This window comes from Streptosporangium sp. NPDC000396, assembly GCF_042898655.1.
In the GTDB taxonomy this organism is placed as follows: Bacteria; Actinomycetota; Actinomycetes; order Streptosporangiales; family Streptosporangiaceae; genus Streptosporangium.
On record NZ_JBIAZA010000014.1, the window covers coordinates 74,600 to 97,725 of the forward strand.

General features: G+C 69.1%; 24 protein-coding genes and 1 riboswitch. Of the genes, 14 read left to right on the forward strand and 10 right to left on the reverse strand.

The genetic code is table 11. The annotated features are described in order from the left end of the window. Positions 1–72 precede the first annotated feature (72 nt). Complete coding sequence (locus ACFY2X_RS23185; RefSeq protein ID WP_389940912.1) at positions 73–867, forward strand: DUF4253 domain-containing protein; 795 nt, start codon at positions 73–75, stop codon at positions 865–867. A gap of 341 nt (positions 868–1,208) precedes the next feature. Here the strand turns inward: ACFY2X_RS23185 and ACFY2X_RS23190 are convergent, their stop codons facing one another. Together ACFY2X_RS23190 and ACFY2X_RS23195 are read right to left on the reverse strand one after the other, a co-directional pair. Beyond that, positions 1,209–2,477: an FAD-dependent monooxygenase gene (locus ACFY2X_RS23190; RefSeq protein ID WP_389940914.1), complete on the reverse strand. Its 1,269-nt coding sequence runs from the start codon at positions 2,475–2,477 to the stop codon at positions 1,209–1,211. An 18-nt stretch (positions 2,478–2,495) separates the two neighbouring features. Beyond that, a complete protein-coding gene (locus ACFY2X_RS23195) occupies positions 2,496–3,353 on the reverse strand; it encodes an alpha/beta fold hydrolase (RefSeq protein WP_389940916.1) in 858 nt (285 codons plus the stop codon). Between the two features lie 77 nt (positions 3,354–3,430). Here ACFY2X_RS23195 and ACFY2X_RS23200 point away from each other — a divergent pair, with 77 nt between their 5' ends. The 5 genes from ACFY2X_RS23200 to ACFY2X_RS23220 all read left to right on the forward strand — a co-directional run bounded on the left by ACFY2X_RS23200 (position 3,431) and on the right by ACFY2X_RS23220 (position 8,395). Then, the gene (locus tag ACFY2X_RS23200) at positions 3,431–4,318 is read left to right on the forward strand and encodes a helix-turn-helix domain-containing protein (protein WP_389940918.1); all 888 of its coding nucleotides are present in this window, start codon (positions 3,431–3,433) and stop codon (positions 4,316–4,318) included. 207 nt (positions 4,319–4,525) lie between these two features. Further along, the gene (locus ACFY2X_RS23205; protein ID WP_389940920.1) at positions 4,526–4,822 is read left to right on the forward strand and encodes a DUF4190 domain-containing protein; all 297 of its coding nucleotides are present in this window, start codon (positions 4,526–4,528) and stop codon (positions 4,820–4,822) included. A gap of 270 nt (positions 4,823–5,092) precedes the next feature. Further along, entirely contained in the window at positions 5,093–6,010 is a 918-nt protein-coding gene (locus ACFY2X_RS23210; protein WP_389940922.1) for an alpha/beta fold hydrolase, read from the forward strand. Between the two features lie 138 nt (positions 6,011–6,148). After that, positions 6,149–6,523: an alpha/beta fold hydrolase gene (locus ACFY2X_RS23215; RefSeq protein WP_389940924.1), complete on the forward strand. Its 375-nt coding sequence runs from the start codon at positions 6,149–6,151 to the stop codon at positions 6,521–6,523. 542 nt (positions 6,524–7,065) lie between these two features. Next, a riboswitch (cyclic di-AMP (ydaO/yuaA leader) is annotated at positions 7,066–7,214 on the forward strand. Between the two features lie 227 nt (positions 7,215–7,441). Further along, positions 7,442–8,395 carry a hypothetical protein gene (locus tag ACFY2X_RS23220; RefSeq protein ID WP_389940926.1) on the forward strand — a complete coding sequence of 318 codons (954 nt, stop codon included), beginning with the start codon at positions 7,442–7,444 and terminating at the stop codon, positions 8,393–8,395. Positions 8,396–8,616: 221 nt separating this feature from the next. Here the strand turns inward: ACFY2X_RS23220 and ACFY2X_RS23225 are convergent, their stop codons facing one another. From ACFY2X_RS23225 to ACFY2X_RS23255, 7 genes are all read right to left on the reverse strand, one after another. Then, on the reverse strand, positions 8,617–8,988 hold the full coding sequence (locus tag ACFY2X_RS23225) for a hypothetical protein (RefSeq protein ID WP_389940928.1): 372 nt from the start codon (positions 8,986–8,988) through the stop codon (positions 8,617–8,619). A gap of 12 nt (positions 8,989–9,000) precedes the next feature. After that, positions 9,001–9,381: a roadblock/LC7 domain-containing protein gene (locus tag ACFY2X_RS23230; protein WP_389940930.1), complete on the reverse strand. Its 381-nt coding sequence runs from the start codon at positions 9,379–9,381 to the stop codon at positions 9,001–9,003. Positions 9,382–9,529: 148 nt separating this feature from the next. Further along, on the reverse strand, positions 9,530–10,345 hold the full coding sequence (locus tag ACFY2X_RS23235; protein WP_389940932.1) for a hypothetical protein: 816 nt from the start codon (positions 10,343–10,345) through the stop codon (positions 9,530–9,532). Between the two features lie 13 nt (positions 10,346–10,358). Further along, positions 10,359–10,742: a roadblock/LC7 domain-containing protein gene (locus tag ACFY2X_RS23240; protein WP_389940934.1), complete on the reverse strand. Its 384-nt coding sequence runs from the start codon at positions 10,740–10,742 to the stop codon at positions 10,359–10,361. Positions 10,743–10,893: 151 nt separating this feature from the next. Further along, positions 10,894–12,105: a DUF4032 domain-containing protein gene (locus ACFY2X_RS23245; RefSeq protein WP_389940936.1), complete on the reverse strand. Its 1,212-nt coding sequence runs from the start codon at positions 12,103–12,105 to the stop codon at positions 10,894–10,896. A gap of 4 nt (positions 12,106–12,109) precedes the next feature. Further along, positions 12,110–12,757, reverse strand: coding sequence for a class II aldolase/adducin family protein (locus ACFY2X_RS23250; RefSeq protein ID WP_389940938.1), 648 nt, complete (start codon positions 12,755–12,757; stop codon positions 12,110–12,112). Between the two features lies 1 nt (position 12,758). Then, complete coding sequence (locus tag ACFY2X_RS23255) at positions 12,759–12,881, reverse strand: hypothetical protein (RefSeq protein ID WP_389940940.1); 123 nt, start codon at positions 12,879–12,881, stop codon at positions 12,759–12,761. A gap of 105 nt (positions 12,882–12,986) precedes the next feature. Between ACFY2X_RS23255 and ACFY2X_RS23260 the strand changes: the two genes are divergently transcribed. Continuing rightward, on the forward strand, positions 12,987–13,277 hold the full coding sequence (locus ACFY2X_RS23260) for a 4a-hydroxytetrahydrobiopterin dehydratase (RefSeq protein ID WP_389940942.1): 291 nt from the start codon (positions 12,987–12,989) through the stop codon (positions 13,275–13,277). A gap of 318 nt (positions 13,278–13,595) precedes the next feature. Further along, entirely contained in the window at positions 13,596–14,156 is a 561-nt protein-coding gene (locus tag ACFY2X_RS23265) for a superoxide dismutase family protein (RefSeq protein WP_389940944.1), read from the forward strand. 60 nt (positions 14,157–14,216) lie between these two features. On the opposite strand, the gene ACFY2X_RS23270 is transcribed toward ACFY2X_RS23265, so the two are convergent. Beyond that, positions 14,217–14,855 carry a GntR family transcriptional regulator gene (locus ACFY2X_RS23270; RefSeq protein ID WP_389940946.1) on the reverse strand — a complete coding sequence of 213 codons (639 nt, stop codon included), beginning with the start codon at positions 14,853–14,855 and terminating at the stop codon, positions 14,217–14,219. 110 nt (positions 14,856–14,965) lie between these two features. Between ACFY2X_RS23270 and ACFY2X_RS23275 the strand changes: the two genes are divergently transcribed. Genes ACFY2X_RS23275 through ACFY2X_RS23300 form a run of 6 tightly spaced genes read left to right on the forward strand, consistent with a single transcriptional unit; the run spans position 14,966 to position 23,107 of the window. Then, complete coding sequence (locus ACFY2X_RS23275; protein ID WP_389940948.1) at positions 14,966–16,969, forward strand: beta-galactosidase; 2,004 nt, start codon at positions 14,966–14,968, stop codon at positions 16,967–16,969. Continuing rightward, complete coding sequence (gene gcvPA / locus ACFY2X_RS23280) at positions 16,966–18,297, forward strand: aminomethyl-transferring glycine dehydrogenase subunit GcvPA (RefSeq protein WP_389940950.1); 1,332 nt, start codon at positions 16,966–16,968, stop codon at positions 18,295–18,297. Before ACFY2X_RS23275 ends, gcvPA begins: the two co-directional genes overlap by 4 nt. Next, the gene (gcvPB, locus tag ACFY2X_RS23285; protein WP_389940952.1) at positions 18,294–19,853 is read left to right on the forward strand and encodes an aminomethyl-transferring glycine dehydrogenase subunit GcvPB; all 1,560 of its coding nucleotides are present in this window, start codon (positions 18,294–18,296) and stop codon (positions 19,851–19,853) included. The genes gcvPA and gcvPB overlap by 4 nt, the downstream gene beginning before the upstream one ends. After that, positions 19,850–21,016: an ATP-NAD kinase family protein gene (locus ACFY2X_RS23290; RefSeq protein ID WP_389940953.1), complete on the forward strand. Its 1,167-nt coding sequence runs from the start codon at positions 19,850–19,852 to the stop codon at positions 21,014–21,016. Before gcvPB ends, ACFY2X_RS23290 begins: the two co-directional genes overlap by 4 nt. Next, a complete protein-coding gene (locus ACFY2X_RS23295) occupies positions 21,013–21,768 on the forward strand; it encodes an SDR family NAD(P)-dependent oxidoreductase (RefSeq protein WP_389940955.1) in 756 nt (251 codons plus the stop codon). Before ACFY2X_RS23290 ends, ACFY2X_RS23295 begins: the two co-directional genes overlap by 4 nt. A gap of 34 nt (positions 21,769–21,802) precedes the next feature. Further along, the gene (locus ACFY2X_RS23300) at positions 21,803–23,107 is read left to right on the forward strand and encodes an ABC transporter substrate-binding protein (RefSeq protein ID WP_389940957.1); all 1,305 of its coding nucleotides are present in this window, start codon (positions 21,803–21,805) and stop codon (positions 23,105–23,107) included. Positions 23,108–23,126 lie beyond the last annotated feature (19 nt).

Here is a 23,126-nt window from a genome sequence, read left to right on the forward strand (position 1 = left end):
GGCCAAAATTGGACCGTGGTCAGGATCGGATCGGTAGAGATGGGCGATTGCGAGCGTGGGCAACTTCCGCCAGTGCTGGGTCAGTTGTTCGTCGACGGCGGTGAAGGACGGACGCTTTCGACCCAGTTGCCCCCTGGGGATGTGGTGTGGCCCGATCCTGGTTACGCGCGGTTCATAATTGACAACCGTCCGGCGTTCTGGCTCAGCGATGTGGCGGTGCCCGGCGAGCTGTGGGCCGGGCTGCGGGCCGAGCACGAGCGCTCGGGCCTGTGGCCGGTGCTGCTCGAAGACTCCGTCCAGCCGTGGTCGACCGGGCAGATCGCCCCGGACGCGGTGACCGAGATCGACAACTACCACGTCGCCGCGTTCATGGCCGAGGTGTGGTCGGACTGGATCGAGAAGGCCCACGTCGACCAGCTGACGCTGCTGGAGCCGTTCGGCCCGCAGTGCCCGGGACCGGCTGCGGCGGGAAAGCTCGCCGCCGATCCCGGCGTGGTCGCCGACTGGTACGCCGGGATGGTGGCCGAGCGCAGAACCCCTCTCGGGCTGGTCGCGGCGGAGCGCGGGGCGGACGCGCTGGCCGTCATGGGGTGGCAGGGCGCGCTGAACCACAACGAGTGGATGGTCCCGCTCGCGGCCGTGGTGCGAAGCTGGGAAGACAGATTCGGGGCGCGGCTGGTCGGCATGGGGTTCAACACCCTGGACCTGAGTGTGGCCGCGCCCCCGGTCACCCAGGAGCACGCCCTGCACGTCGCCGCCGAGCACTGGACGTTCTGTCCCGACAGCGTCATCTACAGCGCCGGGACGCTGATCGACTACGCCGAGCAGATCATGGGGAGGAACGCCTGGTCGTTCTGGTGGGACTGACCCTTCCGTTCCTTCCACAAGGGCGGCGACATCCCGGCCAACCGCCGCGACGGGCAGGAGCTGTCCGTACTGTGCCTGCGAGTGCTGCAGGCCGCCGTGGTCCACCTCAGCACCCTGATGATCCAAGACGTGCTCGACGAGGACGTGGTCACCCTCAGCACCGATGTGGACCCTGCCGACCCGGGTCCCGGGACTGTTCAGCCGAGAATCAGCGGTGAGCGTTGTGAGCCGCAGGGGGTGTGGCTGCCCGGGGGCCGGGCCTTATCTGGTGGATGCTGCCTGCCTGGTGGCCTTGATCGCGGTGATGACCTTCCGTATCAGGGGGCAGAACTGGCGACACTTCACCCCGAGCCCGCTCCCGAGGCCGCCTCCGGTGTCGCCCACGAGGCCGACCCGGCCCACTGATGTGGGCGCGGCGGGTAGTCGTCGATGGTCATGGAGTTGTACAGGCGTGCGCTCTTGGTGGTGAGACGGAGGAGGGCGCGGCTGGGTCCCGCGGGCAGGGCGGAGATCAGGCGGGCGCCCTGGGCCAGTCCCGAGACGCCGAGGCGGGACGTGGGGATCAGGGTCTTCGCCGCGCTGAGCGCGACCGCGCGGCTGCCGCGTACGTGTTCCGCCATCGCGCGCTCGTAGGCGGGGAAGGCGCGCTCGTGGTCGCAGCCCGCCCGCGCCAGCTCCCCGGCGAGGACGTAGGCGCCGACGATGGCCAGGCTGGTGCTGCCGCCGACGGCCGGGCCGGGGCAGTAGCCCGCGTCGCCGACGAGCGTCACCCTCCCCCGCGACCAGGTGTCCATGCGGAGCTGGGTGATCGAGTCGAAGTAGAACGCCGGGGTGCGGTCGAGCTCGTCCAGCCAGCGGTCCACGTCGGCGTGAAGGCCGTCGAACGCGCCGCGCAGCAGCTCCTTCTGCCGGGGCACGTCGCGGTGGTGGTAGTCGAGCTCGCGCTCGCTCCGGAACAGGAACAACACCCGCGCGTCGCCGAGGTGCCGCGCGCCGTACATGCCGGCCGTGCGGCCGACGCCGACGTGCATGAGAAGCTCGCCGTCGAGGCCGGAGGTGTTGGGCAGGGTCAGCACCCCGAGGTAGGCCCCGATGAAGGAGCTGAAGCGGGACTCGTCGCCGAAGACGAGGCGGCGCACGTTGGAGTGCAGCCCGTCCGCGCCGACGACGAGATCGAAGCGGCGCGGCGCGGCGTTCTCGAACCGCACCTCGCCGTCGGGCGAGATCGCAGTGATCGAGTCGTCGAAGACGTACTCGACGTCGTCGCGCGTGGCGTCGTAGTAGATCTCGCTCAGGTCGTCGCGCATGACCTCGACGTGCCGGTCGGAGGTGGCGCTGAAGATCTTGGAGAGGTCCACCCGGACGGGACGCCGCGCGCCCTCCCGGCAGAGGGTCATCCGGTTCGTGCCGGTGGCCCGCTCCTCGACGCGCGGGAGCACGCCCATCTTCTCCGAGATGTCCACCGCGGGCCGGTACAGGTCGACGGCGTGGCCGCCGGTCTTGCGCAGAGCCGGCGCGCGCTCGACGACGGTGACGGAGAAGCCGTATCTCGTGAGCCAGTACGCCAGCACCGGACCGGCGACGCTGGCGCCGGAGACGAGAATCCGCATGGCAGCCCTCCTTGTCATTCAGTTCACCCGTACGGTGTGGATCGCGGTGAAGGCCAGCAGGGGGGTGGCGGTCCGCGGCGGATCCTCGAGCAGAGGCGAGTGCCCGAGACCGGGCAGCAACTCGACCTTCGCGCCCGGAACGGCGTGGTAGTCGGCGGCGGAGGAGGATCGCCATCTGCGGTCGTCCTCGCCGAAGATCACCAGTAGCGGCTTGCCCAGGACCGTCAGCCGATCCGGGAGCGCCCGCTGCTCCATATAGTGGCGGGTGGCCTGCATCGTCGTGGTGAGCGTGTGGTAGGTCATGGCGCGCACCTCGTCCAGGAGCTCTTGTGGAATCTGGTAGCCCGTGCGGCTGAAAGCGGTGCTCGCGAACTGGCGGAGCTGCTCGTCGGTCGGCGGCCACTGCGAGGGTCCGAATGCGGCGGACTCCGGTGCGATGAAGGCGTCCAGGCTGGGGCCGGTGTTGATGAATGCGAGCGCGGTCACCAGGTCGGGGCGCTGTTCGGCGAGGGCGGTGGCGACCGCGCCGCCGCTGGAATGGCCGACGACCACGGCGTGCTCGACGCCGAGCCGGTCCAGGACCGCGCCGACCCTGCATGCCTGGTCCGGGAGCGCGTAACTACGGTCGGCCGGTTTGGCCGACCGACCGTGCCCGAGCAGGTCGATCCGGATGACACGGTGAGATCCAGTCAGCAGCGGAACCAGCGGGTCCCACGAGCGGGTCGAGGAGGCGGACCCGTGGATGAGCAGGAGTGCGGGGGCGTCGCGGGGGCCGTCCTGGCACACGTAGATGTCGCCGTCGTCCATAGGCAGGGTCGAACTCTCGGTGGCCTCGGGGCCGCCGTTCACGTACGGCCCGCCGTCAGAAACAGTCATGAGGCCACTGTCGCCGCCGGTACGCGCCGGTGGATTGGACGAATGTTCCCCTCGATCGGCCCGCGTAGCATGGGGCGGTGCGGACATTCGTTCACGGCGCTGCTGTGTGGGGCGTGGCATGCCCGCAGCGGCCCAGCCGGGTGGCCGGTGTCACCATGGCCGGGTTCCGTGTCCCGGACCTGGACGCGCTCCGGATGGTCCCGCACCCGGCCGTGACGCTGCTTCTGGAGTTCGGCGCCGGTTCGCCCGTCGTGGACGATGCCGCCGGGCGGCAGCAGCGGGGAAGCGTCGTCGCCGGGCCCGGGCTCGGATCCGGCGGCGCGGTCCGGGCGTGGGGTGAGAACGTCGAGTGCGTGCAGGTGCGCCTGTCCCCAGTGATCGCCCGCGCGGTTCTGGGCGTCTCCCCCGCCGACCTCGACGGCGCCGTGGTGGCCCTCGACGACTTGTGGGGCCGGGAGGCGTCCCGGATCCGTGAGCGACTGGGCGATGTCTCCTCATGGCAGGATCGCTTCGCGTTGATGGACGCGCTGCTCGCCCGCCGCCATGAGGTGGGGCCGCCGGTGGACCCGGAGGTGGCCTGGGCCTGGCACCGGATCGTCGCCAGCCGTGGCCTGGCCCGGGTCGACGGACTGGCGGCCGAGGCCGGATGGAGCCGTAAGCGCCTGTGGTCCCGGTTCCGGTCGCAGATCGGCCTGCCGCCCAAGCGCGCCGCGAAGCTGGTCCGCTTCGATCATGCCGCCCACCGCCTGGTCGCGGGACAAGACGCAGCCCGAGTCGCGGCCGATGGCGGCTACGCCGACCAGTCCCACCTGCATCGGGACGTCATGGCGTTCACCGGGGCAACCCCCGCGACCGTGGCCGGCGAGCCGTTTCTCGCCGTTGACGACATCGCATGGCCCAGCCGCGGAACACCCGCCAAGCCTCACGTCTCCAGGGATCTCCGCTCGGTCGCCGGCCGGAGGTGAGTCGGAATGATTCGTCTAGTGTCGTGACCGGAAATGACGGCCGGGTTCGGGCGGGGGCGCGACCACATGTGCGGCGGACCGTCGCTCTTGATCGGTAACGAGAAGTGAGAGAGCCTGGCGGCTGATGTTCCATACAGGAACGGAGACGATATGCACTCTCCCTACGGAGGCCACGACCATCGCCCTCCGACACCGCAGGTTCGTCACGTGCCCCCGCCGCCGACGTCAGGCGTCGCCGTCACCAGCCTCATCTTTGGGATCATCGGAATCTTCGGCAGCTGGTGCCTGTTCGGCATCCCGTCCATCGTGGCCATTGTCCTGGGCCATGTGGCCACCAAGAAGACCAAACGCGGCATCAGGTCCGGGCACGGCCTGGCAGTGGCCGGACTCATTCTCGGGTACTTCGCGGTCTTTCCGGCACTCATCGTCTCCGGGCTCGTCATCACGCACCCTCAGGCGCTCGCCGAATGGGTCAACGCCTTTATCGATGGTTCGTCTCGCTGATGAACCCTTGGCGCCGTGAACGGACGCGCCTGTCGATTGGCGGCGTACCCAGTGCCGTGAAGCCGCCCCGGTGAACCTTTCCGGTCACGGCACCAGGCGAGCCGACTGACCGGAACATTCGTACAAGATGCCGGCGCGCACCGGCGGTGACAGTAGGCCCATGATTATTTCCCTGGGGCTCGATGACCCTGCTGTTTCGACGACGCCGTCCTGCGGTTTCCGCACCGGCAGGCTGATGTGAGCAGCGCGGCACGGCGCCGGCGGCGCCTCTTGATCGCCTCGGCTGTCCTCTCCGTCGTCGTCGGGTTGCTTCTCGTGAACGCGGTGGTGGTGTCGCGGCAGAGCGCCGAGGCCAGCGGGAGTCCGACCCTGCCTCTGGACGGCGGGAACATCTACGTGCGCCAGGACGGCCCTCCCGATGCCCCGGCACTTGTACTGATCCACGGGCTCGCCGCGTCGACCCGCTCGTGGGACGCGCTCGTTCCGCTGCTGACCAAGTCCCATCGCGTCATCCGGATCGACCTGCTCGGGCACGGCCGGTCGGCCAAACCGGCCGGCGGTGGCTACGGGATGCCGGAGCAGGGACGCCGGGTCGGCGAGGCAATGGATCGGCTCGGGGTCAAGAACGCCGTAGTGGTCGGCCATTCCACCGGTGGCGCGGTCGCCACCGCTCTCGCCGAGCAACGACCCGACCTGGTGACCGCGCTCGCGATCATCGACACCGCACCCCGCTTGGACGCCGCCATCTCAAGCGGCTTCGTCGGCGGGCTCTTGGACGACCCCGTCATCGGGCAGCTGCTGTGGCGGCTTCGGACCGACAGCCTGATCCGCAACGCCGCGAGCACCGCGTTCAGCCGCCGCGGCTACAAGGTCCCGCAGGCGGTCGTGGACGACGCGCGCGGCATGACCTACCACGCCTTCATCGCGACATCGCAGGACGGCGACGACTATGTGAACCAGCGCGCGCTCCCCGATCGGCTGAGTCCCCTCGGCAAGCCGCTGCTAGTGATCTTCGGTGAGGACGACCAGAGATGGCGATCCTCCTCCGCCGCCGAATACCGCGCCGTTCCGGGCGCGAAGGTCGAGGTGCTGCCCGGTGTTGGGCACTCGCCCATCATGGAGGATCCGCCGCGGACCGCCGCGCTTCTTCTGGCCTTCACCGCGAGTCACACCACCCAGGCGCACTGAACGAGATGATGCGCCCATGGCGGGACCCGGTGCTGCCGGTATGGCGGGACCGGCCTGCAGCGCGAGTGGATCTGGCCGATGTGCTCAAGCCGTACGTGTATGCCCAACAAACTTCGCCGAGGCTATGGAGAGATCGCGATGCCACACACCAGTTCAGACATTTACTGGGAGGAACACGGCCAGGGCCCTCTGACACTTGTCATGTTGCCGGGATTCGGCGCCTCGGCTGACCTCATGACCGGAATCGCGCGACACCTGAGCGGGTTCCGCATCTTGGTCTTCGACTTGCCCGGACATGGTCAATCTGTACGCGCGCCGGCGGTTGGCGGAAAGGACGTCGTCGTAGATCAAGCCAAGCAACTTGACGACGTGCGGCGCATCCCTGGAAGCCGTGCGGTCCTGCTGAGCGAGCTTGGACACCTGTGTGGTCTCGAGATGCCCGACGTCGTCGCGAACGAGATCTCGAACTTCCTGGAGACGGAGATATGCGCCGATCCAGCTGAAAGTCGTTGAGAGGCCAGGACGCCGAGGGAGTGCGCGGTGAGCCCGACGAGTTCTGCTTCGTTTGTGATCAAGCCGCCGCGTGACGAAAAGTCAAAGAACCCTCGATCGGAAACCTCGCGGACGTTGATCGCATCAGGCATGCGATTCAGGCGTGCGATCGCCTGTCCGGTCCCGTTCTCCGAGGCGGCTCAGGGCGGGGCAGAGATATTTCGAGCAAGGTGCCGGATGGGGAGAATCGCCTGGATATCAGGCGTTCGAGCGGTTTCCGGCGGCCGAGGCGGCGATCGTGACGCTCCTGGATGAGGTCACTGACCTGCGAGGATGAGGGCCGATCCGTGCCGCGAGGCGGCGTCAACGCCTGGGGCGGATGGTCGGGAGCTGGCCGAAGTAAACGCCTGGGGAAAACGGTAAAGAATCGGCGAATAAGGCTTTCTTGGCCGATGGAGGTAGATCTTCTGGTGTTTTCGTGGTGTTTGCTTTGCTTTGTCTCATTTGGGTGGGTACTGTCTTAACTGTTATCGGCTGGTGACCTGCCCTTCAACGGAAGGAGCGACCGGCCAACGTCGAGTCCCGAAGGCCGTCAGGCCACGGGAGCCGGGGACCCACTTCCTGGGGTGAATCCGCCGCGAGCGTGCGGCGGTAGGGCAACTCCACCGCCCGAACCCGTCAGCTAACCCGGTAGACGAGATGGAGAGGAGAACCCCTTATGGGGCACTGCGCACTTTTCCTGCCGGTACCTAGTCTGCCCTTGCCGATCAACTAAGACTTCCGCGCCGCCTTCGGTGGCGGCGCTCCCCCTGCGCTCCGCGTAGCGCCCGGTGCTTCCGGCTACGCCACCTCTTCTCAGTGAGCGCATCTCCGCCCGTGCCCTCCGTTGGTGTGTCGCACGCGGCTGCCCTGTTTCCTCACGAAAGAGCTTCTGTTTTCATGCGTTTCCCGCTTGGCCTGCGTAACCGTCTCGTCGCTGCCACCCTCCTCGGCGCCGGCATCGTCACCTCCGCCGGTGTCGCCTCGGCCCTTCCGGCCGCTGCCGAGCCCGGCACCGGCCCCAGCTCCCAGGTCGCCCTCCTGCAGGGCTCGACCAAGGCCTCCTACTTCTGGGACGACTCCTCCGGCCGCGCCGGTGACACCGGCCTGCCCGCGAGCGGCAAGCCCATGCAGAAGGGCATGATCGCCAGCCCGAGCTGGCCGCTGTTCACCGAGGGCTACCTCATCTACAACGGCAAGAAGGCCAAGTTCTTCGTCGGTGACCGCGGCCCTGGCGTCCCCTCCAGCAGCGGCGTCATGATCGACATCGACGCCAAGACCTTCGCCGACCTGACCGGCGGCACGTTCAACTCCGGCACCCTCGGCGTGGACGGCAACGGTGGCATGGGCCACATCAAGGTCGACTACGTGATCACCAAGTGGGGCGACGGCGCGGGCAAGAAGAACTACCCGGTGGCGTTCTCCACCGGTGCGTGGGGCCGCGTGGACCGCAACCCGGCCAAGCCCCCGCAGGTGGTCCTCGCCAAGCCCGAGCAGCCGAAGAAGGCCGAGGAGCCCAAGAAGGCCGAGGAGCCCAAGAAGGCCGAGGTCGTCGCCGAGCCCAAGGGCGGTGCCGCGCCCAAGGCCGCCCCGGCCGAGGCGGCCAAGCCCAAGGCTGTCGAGCCCAAGGCTGTCGAGCCCAAGGCCGACAAGCCCAAGGCCGTCCCGACCAAGGTCGCCGAGAGCCGCCGCACCACGACCCTGGACGCCGCTCCGGTCGCCGCCCCGGCCCCCGCGGTCAGGTCCGCCGTCTCGACGCTGGGCGCGATCAGCCTGGCCGCTCTGGGTGGCGCCGCCTTCCTCTACACCGGCATGACCGGCCGCTTCCGCAGGAAGGCCGCTGACGAGAGCTAAGGCTCTCCCGCCGTCAAATCCCCCACGAGAGCAAGGGTGAACGCCAGCGCAGGGCGTTCGCCCTTGCTCTCATTTCCGCCGGACGACACCCTGTTCGGCGGAACCGGCCAGGACCGGTGTGAGCACGATCTGCCGCGCCGCTTCTGGCCCGAGCTCACCGCCGCCGAGCGTCGGGCTCCGGTACGGCATACGCCTCCCGGGGCGCGGGCCGTACCGGAGGATCAGATCTCGAGCTTCTCCTCGATGCCGCGCAGATTGTGCCGCGCGAGCGCCAGGTTGGCCCGGCCCCGGTCGAGGGCCAGGTAGAGGAAGAGCCCTTTGCCGCTCCGGCCGCTGACCGGGCGGATCACGTGATACTGGGCGCTGAGCGTGATGAGGATGTCTTCGATGCCTTCCTTGATGCCCAGCGAATCCATCGTCCGCATCTTGGCCTTGACGACCTCGGTGTTACCGGCCGCCGCGATCTGGAGATCGAGGTCCTTGGAGCCGCCGAGGGCCCCCAGCGCCATGCCGCTGTTGTAGTCCACGACCGCCGCCCCGACGGCACCGTCGATCGCCATCATCTCCTTGAGGGAGATGTCCATGTTGCCCATGCCTGCCTCCGATCACTGAGTTATCGATATGCGAGATGAGATGGCGGCCAGACTCGCCGCCGTCTTGCGGCCCTCCAGTCGCAGCAGCCCGAGGTTGGTCCCGGGGTTGGCGAGGACTGTGAGGACGATCTTGGGGCCGGCGGCGTAGAAGGCCGCGTAGCCGTTGGTGCCGGAGATCAACGTTTCCTCGAAGGCGCCCTTGCCGGTCATGCTCGTCATCCGGCGGCTGAGGGACAGCATCGCGGAGGAGAGCGCGCCGGTCTGCTCGGCGTCGTCTTTCAGGTCGCTGGCTATCGTCAAGCCGTCCACGCTGCACGCGATGCTTCCGCTCACGTCGGGGATGCGCTCGCGTAGCAGTGCCAGCTCCTGGTGAATCTCGTCGCGCAGTTCCACCGGCATCCTCCTTCTGATCAGCTTCAGCGTCCGCAGCCTCATCGGCATCGGACCAAACCCACCGGATATCCGGGGCGCGAGCCTCGTCCTTCGGGGCGGAGAGGAACCCCTCCGCTGAAATCCCAGGTCTCCGGACCGTGGGAGGACGTCAAGTGAGTGCCTCCAATGCATCTCTGAGCCGGATGAGCAGATCCACGTCGGTGGGATCTCCCGTTGCCTGGGGGATCGACGTAGGTGATCTGAGGGCGCCGGTCGCCGCGGCCGGAGCCTGCCGGGTGCCCGTGCTGCGCCTGGGCAGTGCGGCGGCGGGCTCGGCCTGCGGGGTGCGAAGCAGCCCGGCCGCGGCGAGCTGCCGTACGGCCAGCAGCACCGAGTAGGCGGGGCGGCCGAGTTTGCGCGCCAGATCGGAGGGAGTCGCCGTGGAGTCGGCCCCGACCAGCACCTCCCACTGGAGCGAGGTCAGCATCACCCGCTGGGCGGGGATGCGTCCTACGGGGACGACCGGGAGCGAGTCCAACTCGGCGGATGGCCAGGCCTGATCCAACTGTGCCCTCCTTCGCTTGCACTCCCGGAACATTCCGGCCACGTCGAAGTACCACTGGGGTCCGAGCCAGTGCCGGTCTCCCGGCCGGAATCTCGGCCGGTGCCCGTCTGAGTCGAACAGGAAATACGCGGCGTCGAGCACCGCGCTCAGTACGCAGAACTCCAGCTCACCCCGGGTCAGCACGCCCTGGCCGATCAGCTGTTCGCCGCCCCATCGGTCCTCGGCGGCGGACTGCCTGGCCCGCCGTACGGCGTAGGCGGAGATCCTGTGGCCGGCGGTCAGCAGGTCCTCCACCCGGGGGGCGGCCGAACTCTCGGCGTAGGTCACGCGACCTTCGGTGAGATAGAGCATTCCGGCCTTGCCCAGGCGCAGCGCGCCGGTGGCGCGATCGTCCGCGAGCCCGCTGAGTATGCTCTCCACGGTCGGCATGGCTTCACGTGGTCGTTATCAGGCGGCCGGAAAGCGCCTGCAGGCGATGGCGGGCCAGAGCCAGATTTGAGCGCTCCAGGTCGAGCCGGACATAAATCACCAGAGGGCCGTCGAAAGCCGTTTCCAACGGTCTCATTAAATGATGTCCGTTATCTGTGGTTATGATCATGTCGTTGATTCGGACCGTTCCGCTGGGGGAATTCATGGCGAGTCCGTCCAGCGTCGCCCGCAGGGTTTCGCTCAGCCCCGCGGCTGACTTCTCCGTATCGAGGTGGCGGCTTCCGCCGCCGACCGCCACGGCCATTCCGCTGGTCTGATCGATCAGGATCGCGTCCAGCGCGCCGGGGATCGCCATGACCTCAGCCAGGCAGTCTTCGATTCCGAGCACGGGCTCTCCCTCGCCAACGACTCAAAAAACGTCGCCCGGTCAGCGTAGGGATATCCCTTGGGCCCCATGTGCCGTATTTATCAATGAGGTATGGGGAGATGGAGGATTCAGCAACCAGGTAGAAGGATGTGAATCCTGAGGAGGATCATCCTTATTCCTCGGTTATGATCGCTTTTTCGTCCGGCTTGAAAACAAGAACGTTCTTCACATAAGACTCGACGGCAGCGGGCAGGCCGACGTCGTTTCCGGCCGCCTCGGACATGAACCAGCGGTGGTCGAGCACCTCGTGGAAGAGCTGGGCCGGCTCCAGCTTGTGCCGCAGTTCCTGGGGGACGGTCTCCACCGTCGGCTGGAAGATCTCGGCCAGCCACCGGTGGGCCACGATCGCCTCGTCCTCGTGGCGCAGGCCGTACGACACCCGGAACGAGTCGAGGTCGTTGAGCAGGCGCCTGGCCTGGTTCTCCTCCACGTCCAGGCCGGTGAGCCTGAGCAGCCGGCGCTGGTGGTGACCGGCGTCCACGACCTTGGGGCGGACGATCAGCCGTCCGGTGCCCGCCTTACGGCGGACCATCATCTCGGCGACGTCGAAGCCGAGCGAGTTCAGGCGGCGGATCCGCTGGTCGATCATGTGCCAGTCAACCTCCTCGATGATCTCGTCGGAGGTCAGTTCGCTCCAGAGCCCGTGATAGCGCTCGCAGACCGAGTCGGCGACCTGCTCGGGGTCGAGGGAGGAGTGGAGGAGGCCGCCCGCCTCCAGGTCGAGCATCTCGCCGAAGATGTTGGTGTGCGCCAGCTCGATGTCGTACAGCCGCTGGCCCTCGCTGATCATGGGGTGGAGCTCACCGGTCTCGGCGTCGACCAGATAGGCCGCGAAGGAGCCCGCGTCCCGGCGGAACAGGACGTTCGACAGCGAGCAGTCGCCCCAGTAGAAACCGTTCAGGTGCAGCCGGACCAGTAGTACGGCCAGCGCGTCGAGCAGCCGGTTGAGTGTTTCCGGCCGGATCGTTCCCGACATGACCGCCCGGTAGGGCAGGGAGAACTGCAGGTGCTGGGTGATGAGCGCCGAGTCGAGCGGCTCCCCGTTCGCGTCGGTCCGCCCGGTGACCACGGCCACCGGCTCCACCGAGGGGGTGTCCAGGCGGTTCAGATCCCACAGCAGGCGATACTCCCGCTTGGCGTAGTGCTCGCTGATCTCCTTGATCGCGTAGACCTTGCCTGAGAGCCGGGCGAAGCGCACGACGTGCCGGGAGATGCCGCGTGGCAGCGAGACCAGGCGATGCGCGGGCCACTCCTCCAGCGGGACGTCCCAGGGAAGGCGGATCAGGTCCGGGTCGCTCGGGGCGCCGGTGAGCTGGAGTGGCATCGGTTCAGTCCTCGCGACGGGGGAATCGGGGAGGGGAGAAGGCGCGCTCGACCACCGCGGAGAGCTCCTCCTCGGTGAGCACCCGGGGTTCCCCGACGGCCCTGGCCCGCACGTAGACCTCGCAGAGCCATTCCAGCAGCCGGGTCGCCTCGAAGGCCTTGTGCAGGTCGTCGCCGTAGGTGACCCCGCCGTGGTTGGCCAACAGGGCGGCCCGCCTGCCCTCCAGGGCTGCCTTGACGTTGGCGGCCAGCTCGGGGGTGCCGTAGGTGGCGTACTCGGCGACCCTGACGGGCCCCCCGAGCAACAGGATGTTGTAGTGCAGCGGCGGCAGCTCGGTCATGGTCGTGGCGACCACGGTGCCGAAGGTGGAGTGGGTGTGCACGACGGCCTGGGCGTCGGTGGTCGCGTAGACCGCCAGATGCATGGGCGTCTCGGAGGACGGCTGAAGCTCCCCCTCGACCAGGTAACCATCGACGTCGACCACCGGACAGGCCTCGGGCTCCAGCCGGTCGAGGGCGACCCCGCTGGGCGTCACCGCGACCAGGTCGCCGACGCGCGCGCTCAGATTTCCGGAGGTCCCGATGACCAGACCGATCTCGGCGGCCCTGCGGCCGTACTCACACAGCAGACGACGCTGCTCCGCCAGCAACATGTCAGCAAAAGTAGGGGGTGGTGGTCGTCGGCGGCAAACCGCCACCGTCCGGGCCGGACCGGCCGCCGTTCACGGGCTTGCGGACGCCGAGCACGGTCGTCGGCCCGGCGGCGATCGTGCACATCGTCCTCCGGCGCCGAGTCCGGCCTCGGCCGCCGCCGAACGGCGGTATCCGCAAGGATGCCCGTCCTGCTTGGCGCTCCGGCGGCGGACATGATGTCCTGGACCGATGGACCTGCTTGACGACTCCGCGGTGGACCAGAGGCTGGCCACCGTTCCCGCATGGCGGCGCGAAGGCGACGAGATCCGCCGGACGATCAAAGCTCCCGACTTCCCGACCGCGATCCGCATCGTCGACGAGATCGCGGTCGAGGCCGAGAAGCTCAACCACCATCCCGACATCGACATCCGCTGGCGGACCCTCCACCTGGCCCTGTCCACCCACGACGCCGGCGGCCTGACCGAAATGGACTTCACCCTCGCCGCCCGCATCGACGACATCGCCGCCTCCCACACCTGAGGCCCGAGCCCTCGGCGAAGCCACCTGAGGCCCGAGCCCTAAGCGAAGCGCTCCGCGGGCAAGGCGCTCCTGCTCCGCCAGGAGCGCCGAAGCCCCTCCGGGTCGTTCTGAGACGGCTCTTCCGCCGGGCCGGGTCGTCCGGAAAGAGCCGGGTCCGCGGGCCCCGGTGGCATTGCCGGGGGGCAATCGGCAGGCCTGGTTAACGCCACGATCCGGGCGAGAACCGCGAATACCCAACGTGATCAGGTGATTACTCGTTACAGTGGGCGTGCTCTTGTCACGTGCCGCATTGGTTGTGCCTGGTCAAGGAGATGGTGAATGCGCATCATCGGGGCTCTCGTCGCCGTCGGTCTGCTCAGTACGGCCTGCAGCCAGCAGGCGGACGCGACCCACCCGGCCGGGCACGCCCCGGATGCCGTCGGGATCCGGCTTTCCGGGGGAGGCACGCTCACCGCGCCGGCGCCCAAAGCCGTGGCCATCGCCTATGACACGACGCTGGCGCCCTCGGGAGCCTCCGCCGAGATCACGGCCGAGTCCGGGGCGGTGCTCGCCACCTCGACGGCGACGGTCAGGGGTTTCCTGCCCCACCGGACCTACGGCGCGCACCTGCACGCCAATCCCTGCGGGCCCAAGCCGGAGGACGCCGGCCCGCACTACCAGCACACCCACGCTCACCCGAGCGCCGACAACGAGGTATGGCTGGATTTCACCACCGACGCCCAGGGGGCCGCCACGGCCATCGCGAGGCAGGACTGGGCGTTCCGCCCCGACAAGCCGCCCCAGTCCCTGGTGATCCACGCGGAGCCGACCAGGACGGCCGGAACGGACGCGGGCACCGCCGGCCCCCGTGTCGCCTGCATCACCCTCACCGAGCGCTAGGTGTGCTGTCCCGGAACGTTTTCGCCGGGCGCCGGGGTCTGAGGAAGCCGCCCTGGTCTCTCATGGGATGCGGGACATCATCCGTTCCATGCCGTTGACCCAGTTGTCCCTGAGTGCGGCCTCCGCGCCTTTCAGGTCTCCCGCGATCAGGCACTCGGCCACCCGGCAGTGCTCCTCGGCGGCGCGCTCCATCGGGGTGCTGTCGCCGGACACCAGGTGGGCGTAGCGCCGCATGCCCGCCTTGACGCTGGTGATCAGGTCGAGCAGCCGCTCGTTGGTGCACCCGCTCAGCAGCAGGTCGTGCCACTCGTCGTCGTGGCGCTCGATGTCCTGCCGTTCGGCGATGTTGTCGGAGAAGTCCTGGGCCATCCTGAGCAGCTCCGGGGCGATCTTCTCCAGATAAGCCGGATCCGAGTTCTCCAGCGCGAGCGTCTCCAGGGCCGCCACGATGGCGCACAGCTCGCGGAACTCCTTGCGGCTGACCGGCGCGAACCGGAAACCCCTGCCCTGGTTGCTCTCCAGGACGCCTTCGCCTGCGAGCGTGATCAGGGCCTCGCGTAGTGGGGTGCGGCTGACGCCCAGCTCGCCGGCCAGGGCCGCCTCGTTGATGTCGGTTCCCGCAGCGAAGTCTCCACGGTCGAGCCGGAGCATGAGCTCCTCGCGGATCTGCTCACGGAGGGGGCGCCGCTCGATCGGCATGGCACTCCTTGACTTGATCTTGCGCCAAGCCTACCTACTTGACGAGATGCAAAATACTGCACTATGAATTCTGCATACAAAATATTACAGTCACAAATGGAGGGTTTCGGGTGGGCCTAACCAGGGTTCCCGGGCTGTTGTTCGGCGGTGACTACAACCCCGAGCAGTGGCCGGAGCACGTCTGGGAAGAAGACGTCCGGCTGATGGCCGAGGCCGGGGTGAACATGGCGACCGTCGCCGTCTTCTCCTGGTCCCGCCTCGAACCGCGCCCGGGGGAATACGACTTCGGCTGGCTGGACCGGATCCTCGATCTCCTCCACGAGCACGGCATCGCCGCCGACCTCGCCACCGCCACCGCGACCCCGCCGCCCTGGCTGGTCCGCGAGCACCCCGACGTGCTCCCGGTGGACAGCGCGGGGACGCGTCTGGACTTCGGCTCCCGCCAGAGCTACTGCCCCAGCTCGCCGGTCTTCCGCGCCGCCACGATACGGCTGGCGCGAGTCATGGCCGAGCGCTACGCCGGTCACCCGGCGTTGGTGATGTGGCACATCAGCAACGAGTACGCCGACCACACGGTCGAGTGCTTCTGTGAGGAGTCCGCCCGGCATTTCCGGACATGGCTGGAAAGCCGCTACGAGACGATCGACGGCCTGAACGCCGCCTGGGGCACCTCCTGCTGGGGCCAGCACTACACCGCGTTCGACCAGGTCAACCCGCCGCGCAAGGCTCCGGGACCGGTCAACCCCGCCCAGCTCCTCGACTGGCGCCGCTTCAGCTCCGACGCGCTGCTGGAGTGCTTCGAGCTGGAGAAGGCCGTGCTGCGCGAGGTCACCCCGGACGTCCCGGTGACCACCAACTTCATGAGCATCCTGCACAGCCTGGACTACTGGAAGTGGGCCGCCGCCGAGGACATCGTCAGCGACGACGCCTACCCCGACCCCGCCGATCCCACCTCGCACGTGGCCGTCGCGCTCAGCTACGACCTGATGCGCTCGCTCAAGCGGCAGCCGTGGATCCTGCTGGAGCAGGCGTCGAGCGCGGTGAGCTGGCGGGAGGTCAACGCGCCCAAACCGCCGGGCATGATGCGCCTGCACAGCCTGCAGGCCCTGGCCCACGGCGCGGACGGCGCGATGTTCTTCCAGTGGCGGCAGGCCAAATACGGTCCGGAGAAATTCCACTCCGCGCTGCTCCCGCACGGCGGCACCGCCTCGCGCGGCTGGCAGGACACGCTGCGGCTCGGCGCCGACCTGGGACGCCTGGCCGAGATCGCCGGATCCGAGACGCACGCCGACGTGGCCCTGGTCCTCGACTGGGACAGCTGGTGGGGCCTGGAGGCCCCCGAGTCGATGCCGTCCAACCGGCTCAAGCTCAAGGCGCTCCTGCAGTCCTGGTACGAACCGATGCACGCCCGCGGCATCGCGGTGGACCTCGTCCCGGCGGGCCGGGACCTGTCCGGCTACCGCGTGGTGATCGCGCCCAACCTCTACATGTGCACCGAGGACCAGGCCAAACACCTGGCCGCCTTCGACGGGCACCTGATCGTCGGCCCGTTCAGCGGCATCGTCGACCCGGCCGACCAGGTGCACGACGGCGGCGCCCCCGGCCCGCTGCGCGAGCTGCTCGGCCTGACGGTGGACGAGTTCTGGCCGCTTCCCGACGGCCAGATCCAGCAGGTACGGCTCGGCCCCGGAACCGGGGAAGACGGGGCGCGGGCCGTACCGGCACGGACCTGGGCCGAGTGGCTGCGCGTCGAGGACGCCGAGGTGCTCGCCCGCTACGAGGGCGGCGACCTGGACGGCCGGCCGGCGATCACCCGGCGAGGGCGGGTGACCTACCTGAGCTGCCTACTCGACGACGTCACCCCCGTCCTGTCCGAAATCCTGGCGGAGGCGGGCGTCCGGCCGGTGGCCGACGTGCCCGACGGTGTGGAGGCCACTCGCCGGGGTCGCTACCTCTTCCTGCTCAACCACGCGACGACCCCCGCCCCGGTGAACCTCAGGGAACCGGGGACCGACCTGCTCACAGGCCGCGACCTGCACGGCCGGATCGAGATCCCGGCCCGCGACGCCGTGGTGCTCCGCACCGGCGCCGAGCCGACCGAAGGAGAACGGTGACACATCCCTACATCCCGAACGCCGAGCCGGGCGTGCGGGCCGAGATGCTGGCAGCCATCGGTGCCGCGAGCGTCGAGGAGTTCTACGCGGCCATCCCGGCGGACCTGCGCCTGGACCGGCCGCTGGACCTGCCCGCGCCGATGGCCTCGGAATACGAGCTGGTCGCGCACATGCGCGGGCTGCTGGGACGCAACACCGACACCACCGAGGCCCTCAGCTTCCTCGGCCACGGCTGCTACCCGCACCACGTTCCGGCCGTATGCGACGAGGTCAACGGGCGCGGGGAGTTCCTCACCGCCTACGCGGGCGAGCCGTACGAGGACCACGGCCGGTTCCAGGCGCTCTTCGAGTACGTCAGCATGATGGCCGAGCTGCTGGAGATGGACGTCGTCAACGTCCCGACCTACGACGGCTACCAGGCGGCCGGAACCGCCATCCGGATGGCGGTGCGCTACACCGGCCGGTCGAAGGTGCTCCTCAGCGGGGCCGTCAGCGCCGACAAGATGAGCAAGCTCCGCGACTTCCTCGACCACGACGTCGAGCTGGTCATCGCCCCGGTCGCGGCGAACGGCGAGATCGGCGACGTGGAGATCGACGAGACCTTCGCCGCGATCTACCTGGAGACCCCGAACGTCTACGGCGTCGTGGAGACCCGGGGCCGCGAACTGGCCGACCTCGCGCACGGCGTCGGCGCGCTGCTGGTCGTCTCGGCAGACCCGATCTCCCTGGGCGTGCTGGCCCCTCCCGCGTCCTACGGCGCGGACATCGCCTGCGGCGACATCCAGTCGCTCGGCATGCACCAGAGCTACGGCGGCGGCCACGCCGGATACATCGCCACCCGCGACGAGGAACGCCTGGTCGCGGAGTTCCCCTCGCGGCTGTTCGGCCTCGCGCCCACCAAGGTCCCCGGCGAGTACGGCTTCGGCGACGTCTTCTACGACCGGACCTCCTTCGCCCACCGCGAGGAGGGCAAGGAATGGGTCGGCACCGCCGCCGCCCTGTGGGGCATCACGGCCGGGGTCTACCTCGCGCTGATGGGCCCCGAGGGCATGCGCGAGATCGGCGAGACGATCCTCGCCCGCACCCGCTACGCGATGGACCGGCTCGCCGAGGCCGGGGCCCGGGTGCTCCACGCCGAGGCGATCCACTTCCGCGAGTTCGCGATCGAGGTGCCCTCCGCGGACGGGCTCCTCGCCGCGCTGCGCGAGCGGGGCATCTTCGGCGGCGTCCGGCTGGACGACCGCACGCTGCTGGTCTGCGTGACCGAGCGGCACTCCAAGGACGACATCGACCGGCTGGCGGCAGCCGTACAGGAGGAGCTCTCATGAGTGGACACACCGGAGAGTCGTTCGCCGAGCTGCCGGTCGCGCCCAAGCCGCCGCTGCGCCGGTTCCACCAGGCCCGCTGGGACGAGCCGATCATCTTCGAGCAGTCGCGTCCCGGCCGCCGGGGCATCGCCGTCCCGGCCGCGGGAGTGCCTGCGGTGGAGCTTCCCGACGCGGTACGGCGGGCCGAGCCCCCCAAGCTGCCCGAGATGTCCCAGCTGCACGTGCTGCGGCACTACGTCCGGCTGTCGCAGGAGAACCTGGGCGTCGACCAGGCCATCGCGGTCGGCCAGGGCACCTGCACCATGAAGTACAGCCCCAAGGTCAACGACCGTTTCGTCAGCGACCCCAAGGTGGCCGAGCTTCACCCGCTCCAGCCCGACGACACCGTACAGGGCGTCCTGGAGATCTACTGGCGGCTGGAGAAGATGCTCGCCGAGGTCTCCGGCATGCACCGGGTCTCGCTCCAGCCCGCCTCCGGATCGGCCGCGATCTACGCCAACATCGCGATGATCCGCGCCTACCACGCCTCGCGCGGCGAGGGGGAGCAGCGCGACCAGGTCATCACCACGATGTTCTCCCACCCGTCCAACGCGGCCTGCGCCAAGGTCGCCGGGTACGAGATCATCACGCTGATGCCGGACGAGAACGGCTACCCCGACATCGAGGCCCTGCGCGCCGCCGTGGGCCCCCGCACCGCGGCCTTGATGATCACCAACCCCGAGGACACGGGCATCTTCAACCCGCGCATCCGGGAGTTCGTCTCGCTGGTGCACGAGGCCGGGGGCCTGGCCTGCTACGACCAGGCCAACGCCAACGGCATCCTGGGCGTCACCCGCGCCGCCGACGCCGGGTTCGACCTGTGCCACTTCAACCTGCACAAGACCTTCTCCACCCCGCACGCGTGCGGCGGCCCGGCGGGCGGGGCGAGCGGCGTCTCCGAGCGGCTCGTGCCGTTCCTGCCCGGCCCGACCGTGGAGTTCGACGGCTCGGCGTACTATCTCGACGCCGACCGCCCGCAGTCCGTCGGCAAGATGCGCCCGTTCCTCGGCGTCACCCCGAACGTGGTCCGCGCCTACGCCTGGGTCATGGCGCTGGGCGCCGAGGGCCTGCGCGAGGTCGCCGAGATCGCGGCGCTCAACAACAACTACCTGATGCACAAGATCCTGCAGATCCGCGGCGCCTCGGCGCCCTGGGGCGAGAATCGCGTGGAGCAGGTCCGCTACTCCTGGCAGGAGCTGTTCGAGGAGACGGGCGTGCACTCGGAGGAGATCGGCGTCCGCGCCGCCGACTTCGGCGTGCACTACTGGACCAGCCACCACCCCTACGTGGTCCCCGAGCCCTTCACCCTGGAGCCGACGGAGTCGTACTCCAAGGAGGACCTCGACGAGTACGCCGCGATCCTCGCCCACGTCGCCGACGAGGCCCGCCGCGACCCCGAGTTCGTCAAGGGCGCCCCGTACAACCAGACCATTCACAAGATCGATCCAACGTCCCTGGACGATCCCAAGCAGTGGTCTCCCACCTGGCGGGCCTACACCCGCAAGCACCTGGCATGACCGGCGGCCCGGCGGTTCCCACCGACGTCTTCACGGTCGGGCTGGTCGTCAACCCGGTCGCGGGTGTCGGCGGCCCGGCCGGGCTCAAGGGAAGTGACGGCGCCGAGGTGCAGCGGGAGGCGCTGGCCAGGGGGTCGTCCCCGCGCGCGGGCGACCGCGCGGCGCAGGCCGTGCGGTCGCTGCTGGCCCGCCGCCCCGGCACGCGGATCCTGACCGTCGCGGGGCCGATGGGCGAGGACAGCGCGCGGGCCGCCGGAGCGGTTCCCGAGCTCCTGCCGCTCGTACCCGGCAGCCCGTCGTCCTCCGGCGACACCACGGCGGCCGTCCGCGCCATGGCGGAGGCGGACCTGCTGCTGTTTGCCGGGGGAGACGGCACCGCCAGGGACGTGCTCGACGGTTCGCCGTCCTGCCCGGTCCTCGGTGTCCCGGCGGGGGTGAAGGTCTACTCCGGATGCTTCGCGCTCAGCCCCGCCACGGCGGGGGTCATGGCCGCGGAGTTCGACGGGGACGGCGGGGACGGTGAGGGCATCACTGAGGCCGAGGTGGTGGACCTCGACGAGGAGGCCTACCGGCAGGGCCGGGTCAGTCCCCGGCTCTACGGCGTCCTCCGCGTGCCCGCCGCCAGGAGACGGCTCTCGGGCCGCAAGGTCGGGTCGTCCTCGGCCGCCCCGGGATCGGCCGAGGCCATCGCCAGGGAGGTCGTGACCCAGATGCGGTCCGGCGTCCGCTATATTCTCGGCCCCGGCGCCACCACCATGGCCGTCGGCAGGAGGCTCGGCCTGACCACCACGCTGCTCGGCGTGGACGTGGTCCAGGACGGTGAGCTGGTCGCCGCGGACGTGGCCGAGCAGGAACTGCTCGCCCTCGTCGACGGGCGCGAGGCCTACGCCGTCGTCTCGGTGATCGGCGGGCAGGGGTTCGTGTTCGGGCGGGGAAACCAGCAGATCAGCCCGGCCGTACTCAAAGAAATCATGACTTCTGGAGGCCTGGTCGTCCTGGCCACCCAGCAGAAGCTCGCCGGTCTCGGCGGGCGCCCGCTGCTGGCCGACACCGGAGACCCGGAGGTGGACACCCTGGTCGGCGGCCACGTCCGCGTCATCACCGGATATCGCGAGAGTGCGATGTACCGGATCTGTTCCGCTATTGAGGAGTTCTCGGCATGACCACCCTGACTGACAAGGTCGCCATCGTCACCGGCGGTGCCTCCGGTATCGGCCGGGCCACCGCGTTGCTGTTCGCCCGTCAGGGCGCGGCCGTGGTGGTGGCCGACATCGACGGCCCCGGCGCCTCGAAGGTCGTCGCCGAGATCGAGGCCGAGGGCGGCAGGGCCGTGGCGGTCCAGACCGACGTGGCCTCCGAGGCCGACTGCGAGCGCGCCGTACGGACCGCCGTGGACACCTTCGGCGGCCTGCACGTGCTGTTCAACAACGCCGGGATCATCCGCCGCACCACCGCGCTGGAGATCTCGGCCGACGAGTGGGACCGGGTCATGGCGGTCAACGTCCGGTCGGTCTTCCTCATGTGCAAGCACGCGATCCCCGCCATGACCGACGGCGGCTCGATCGTGAACACCGGCTCCGGCTGGGGCCTCAAGGGCGGCGGCAACGCCATCTCCTACTGCGCCTCCAAGGCCGCCGTGGTCAACATGACCCGTGCCCTGGCGATCGACCACGCCAAGGCCGGGATCCGCGTCAACTCGGTCAACCCGGGCGACACCGACACCCCGATGCTCCGCGAGGAGGCCCGGCAGCTGTCGGAGGACTGGGCGGCGTTCGCCGCCGACGCCGCCGACCGCCCGATGGGCCGCTCCGGCACCCCGGACGAGATCGCCCAGGCCGTCCTTTTCCTGGCGAGTGACGCCGCCAGCTACGTCACCGGCGCGGCCCTGGTCGTCGACGGTGGCGGACTCGCATAACCCACCCCCCAACAACACCCCCAGGAGGCACATCGTGTCTTTCCCCATCTCCAAGAAGGTCCTGGCCGCAGCGGCCCTGGCCTTGACCGCCACCGCCACGGCCGCCTGCAGTGGGAGCGGTGGCGGCGCGACCGGCGGCGCGTCCTCAGACGGAAAGGTCACCATCCGGTGGTCGACCTGGGGCTCGGCCGAGGACGTCGCGCTCTACAAGGGCTTCAACGACGACTTCATGAAGCGTCACCCGAACATCGTCCTGAAGATGGAGACGGTCCCCAAATACGAGGACTACCACCCCAAGCTCCTCACCCAGCTGACCTCCAAGACCGCCCCCGACGTCTTCTTCGTCGGTGACGACAACATCGGCAAGTTCGTCGCCGCCGGGGTGCTCTCCCCGCTCAACGACAAGCTCGCCGGTCCGGACAGCAAGAGCAAGCCCGAGGACTTCTTCGACGGCGTGTACGGCGGAGCCAAGAAGGACGGCCAGATCTACGGCGTCCCGAACGACACCAACCCCGAGGTCCTCTGGTACGGCAAGAAGGCCCTCAAGGAGGCCGGGATCACCGAGGACCCGGCCGAGCTGAACGCGGCGGGGCAGTGGACCATGGCCAAATACCTGGACATGAACGCCAAGCTCAAGGCCGCGGGCAAGGCCGGTTCGATCTTCTGGAACTGGTACGGCTCGACCTACAGCGTCATCGGCGGCTTCGGCGGCAAGGTGTGGGACGGCGGCAAGTTCGTCGCCACCACCGACCCCAAGGCCCGCAAGGCCCTGGAGACGCTGGCCAAGGGCTACGCCGACAAGACCTTCCTGTCGGCCGACGTGCTGCCCGCCAGCAACGGCGCCAACACCCAGTTCGTGCGGGGTGACGCCGGGTTCTTCGCCGGTGGCCGGTGGATGATCGACGTGGTCAAGAAGGGCGGTGACCTGGCCAACTACGACATCGTGCCGTTCCCGTCGGAGACGGGCCAGCCGATGCCGGGCGCGGTCGCGGCCTCCTACCTCGCGATGAACAAGGACTCCAAGAACGCCAAGGAGGCCTTCACCTTCCTGACGGAGTTCGTCAGCAAGGAGGGCCAGCTCCTGCGGCTCAAGAACGGTGGCGCGGTGCCGTCGATCAAGGGCGCCGAGCAGGTCGTGCTGGAGGGCAACTACCCGGCGCACGCCAAGACCTTCCTCGACGTGCGTGACACCGGCTTCGCGAACTACCCCGAAGAGGTCGCCGTGCCCGGTCTCACCAAGGACATCAACGACCATCTGCTGGAGGTCTGGACCGGCAAGCTCGACTTCGAAAAGGGCATGACCGAGCTCCAGTCCCTCGTCGACGGCAAGATCGGATAACCGTCGTGGGCGTCGTCAC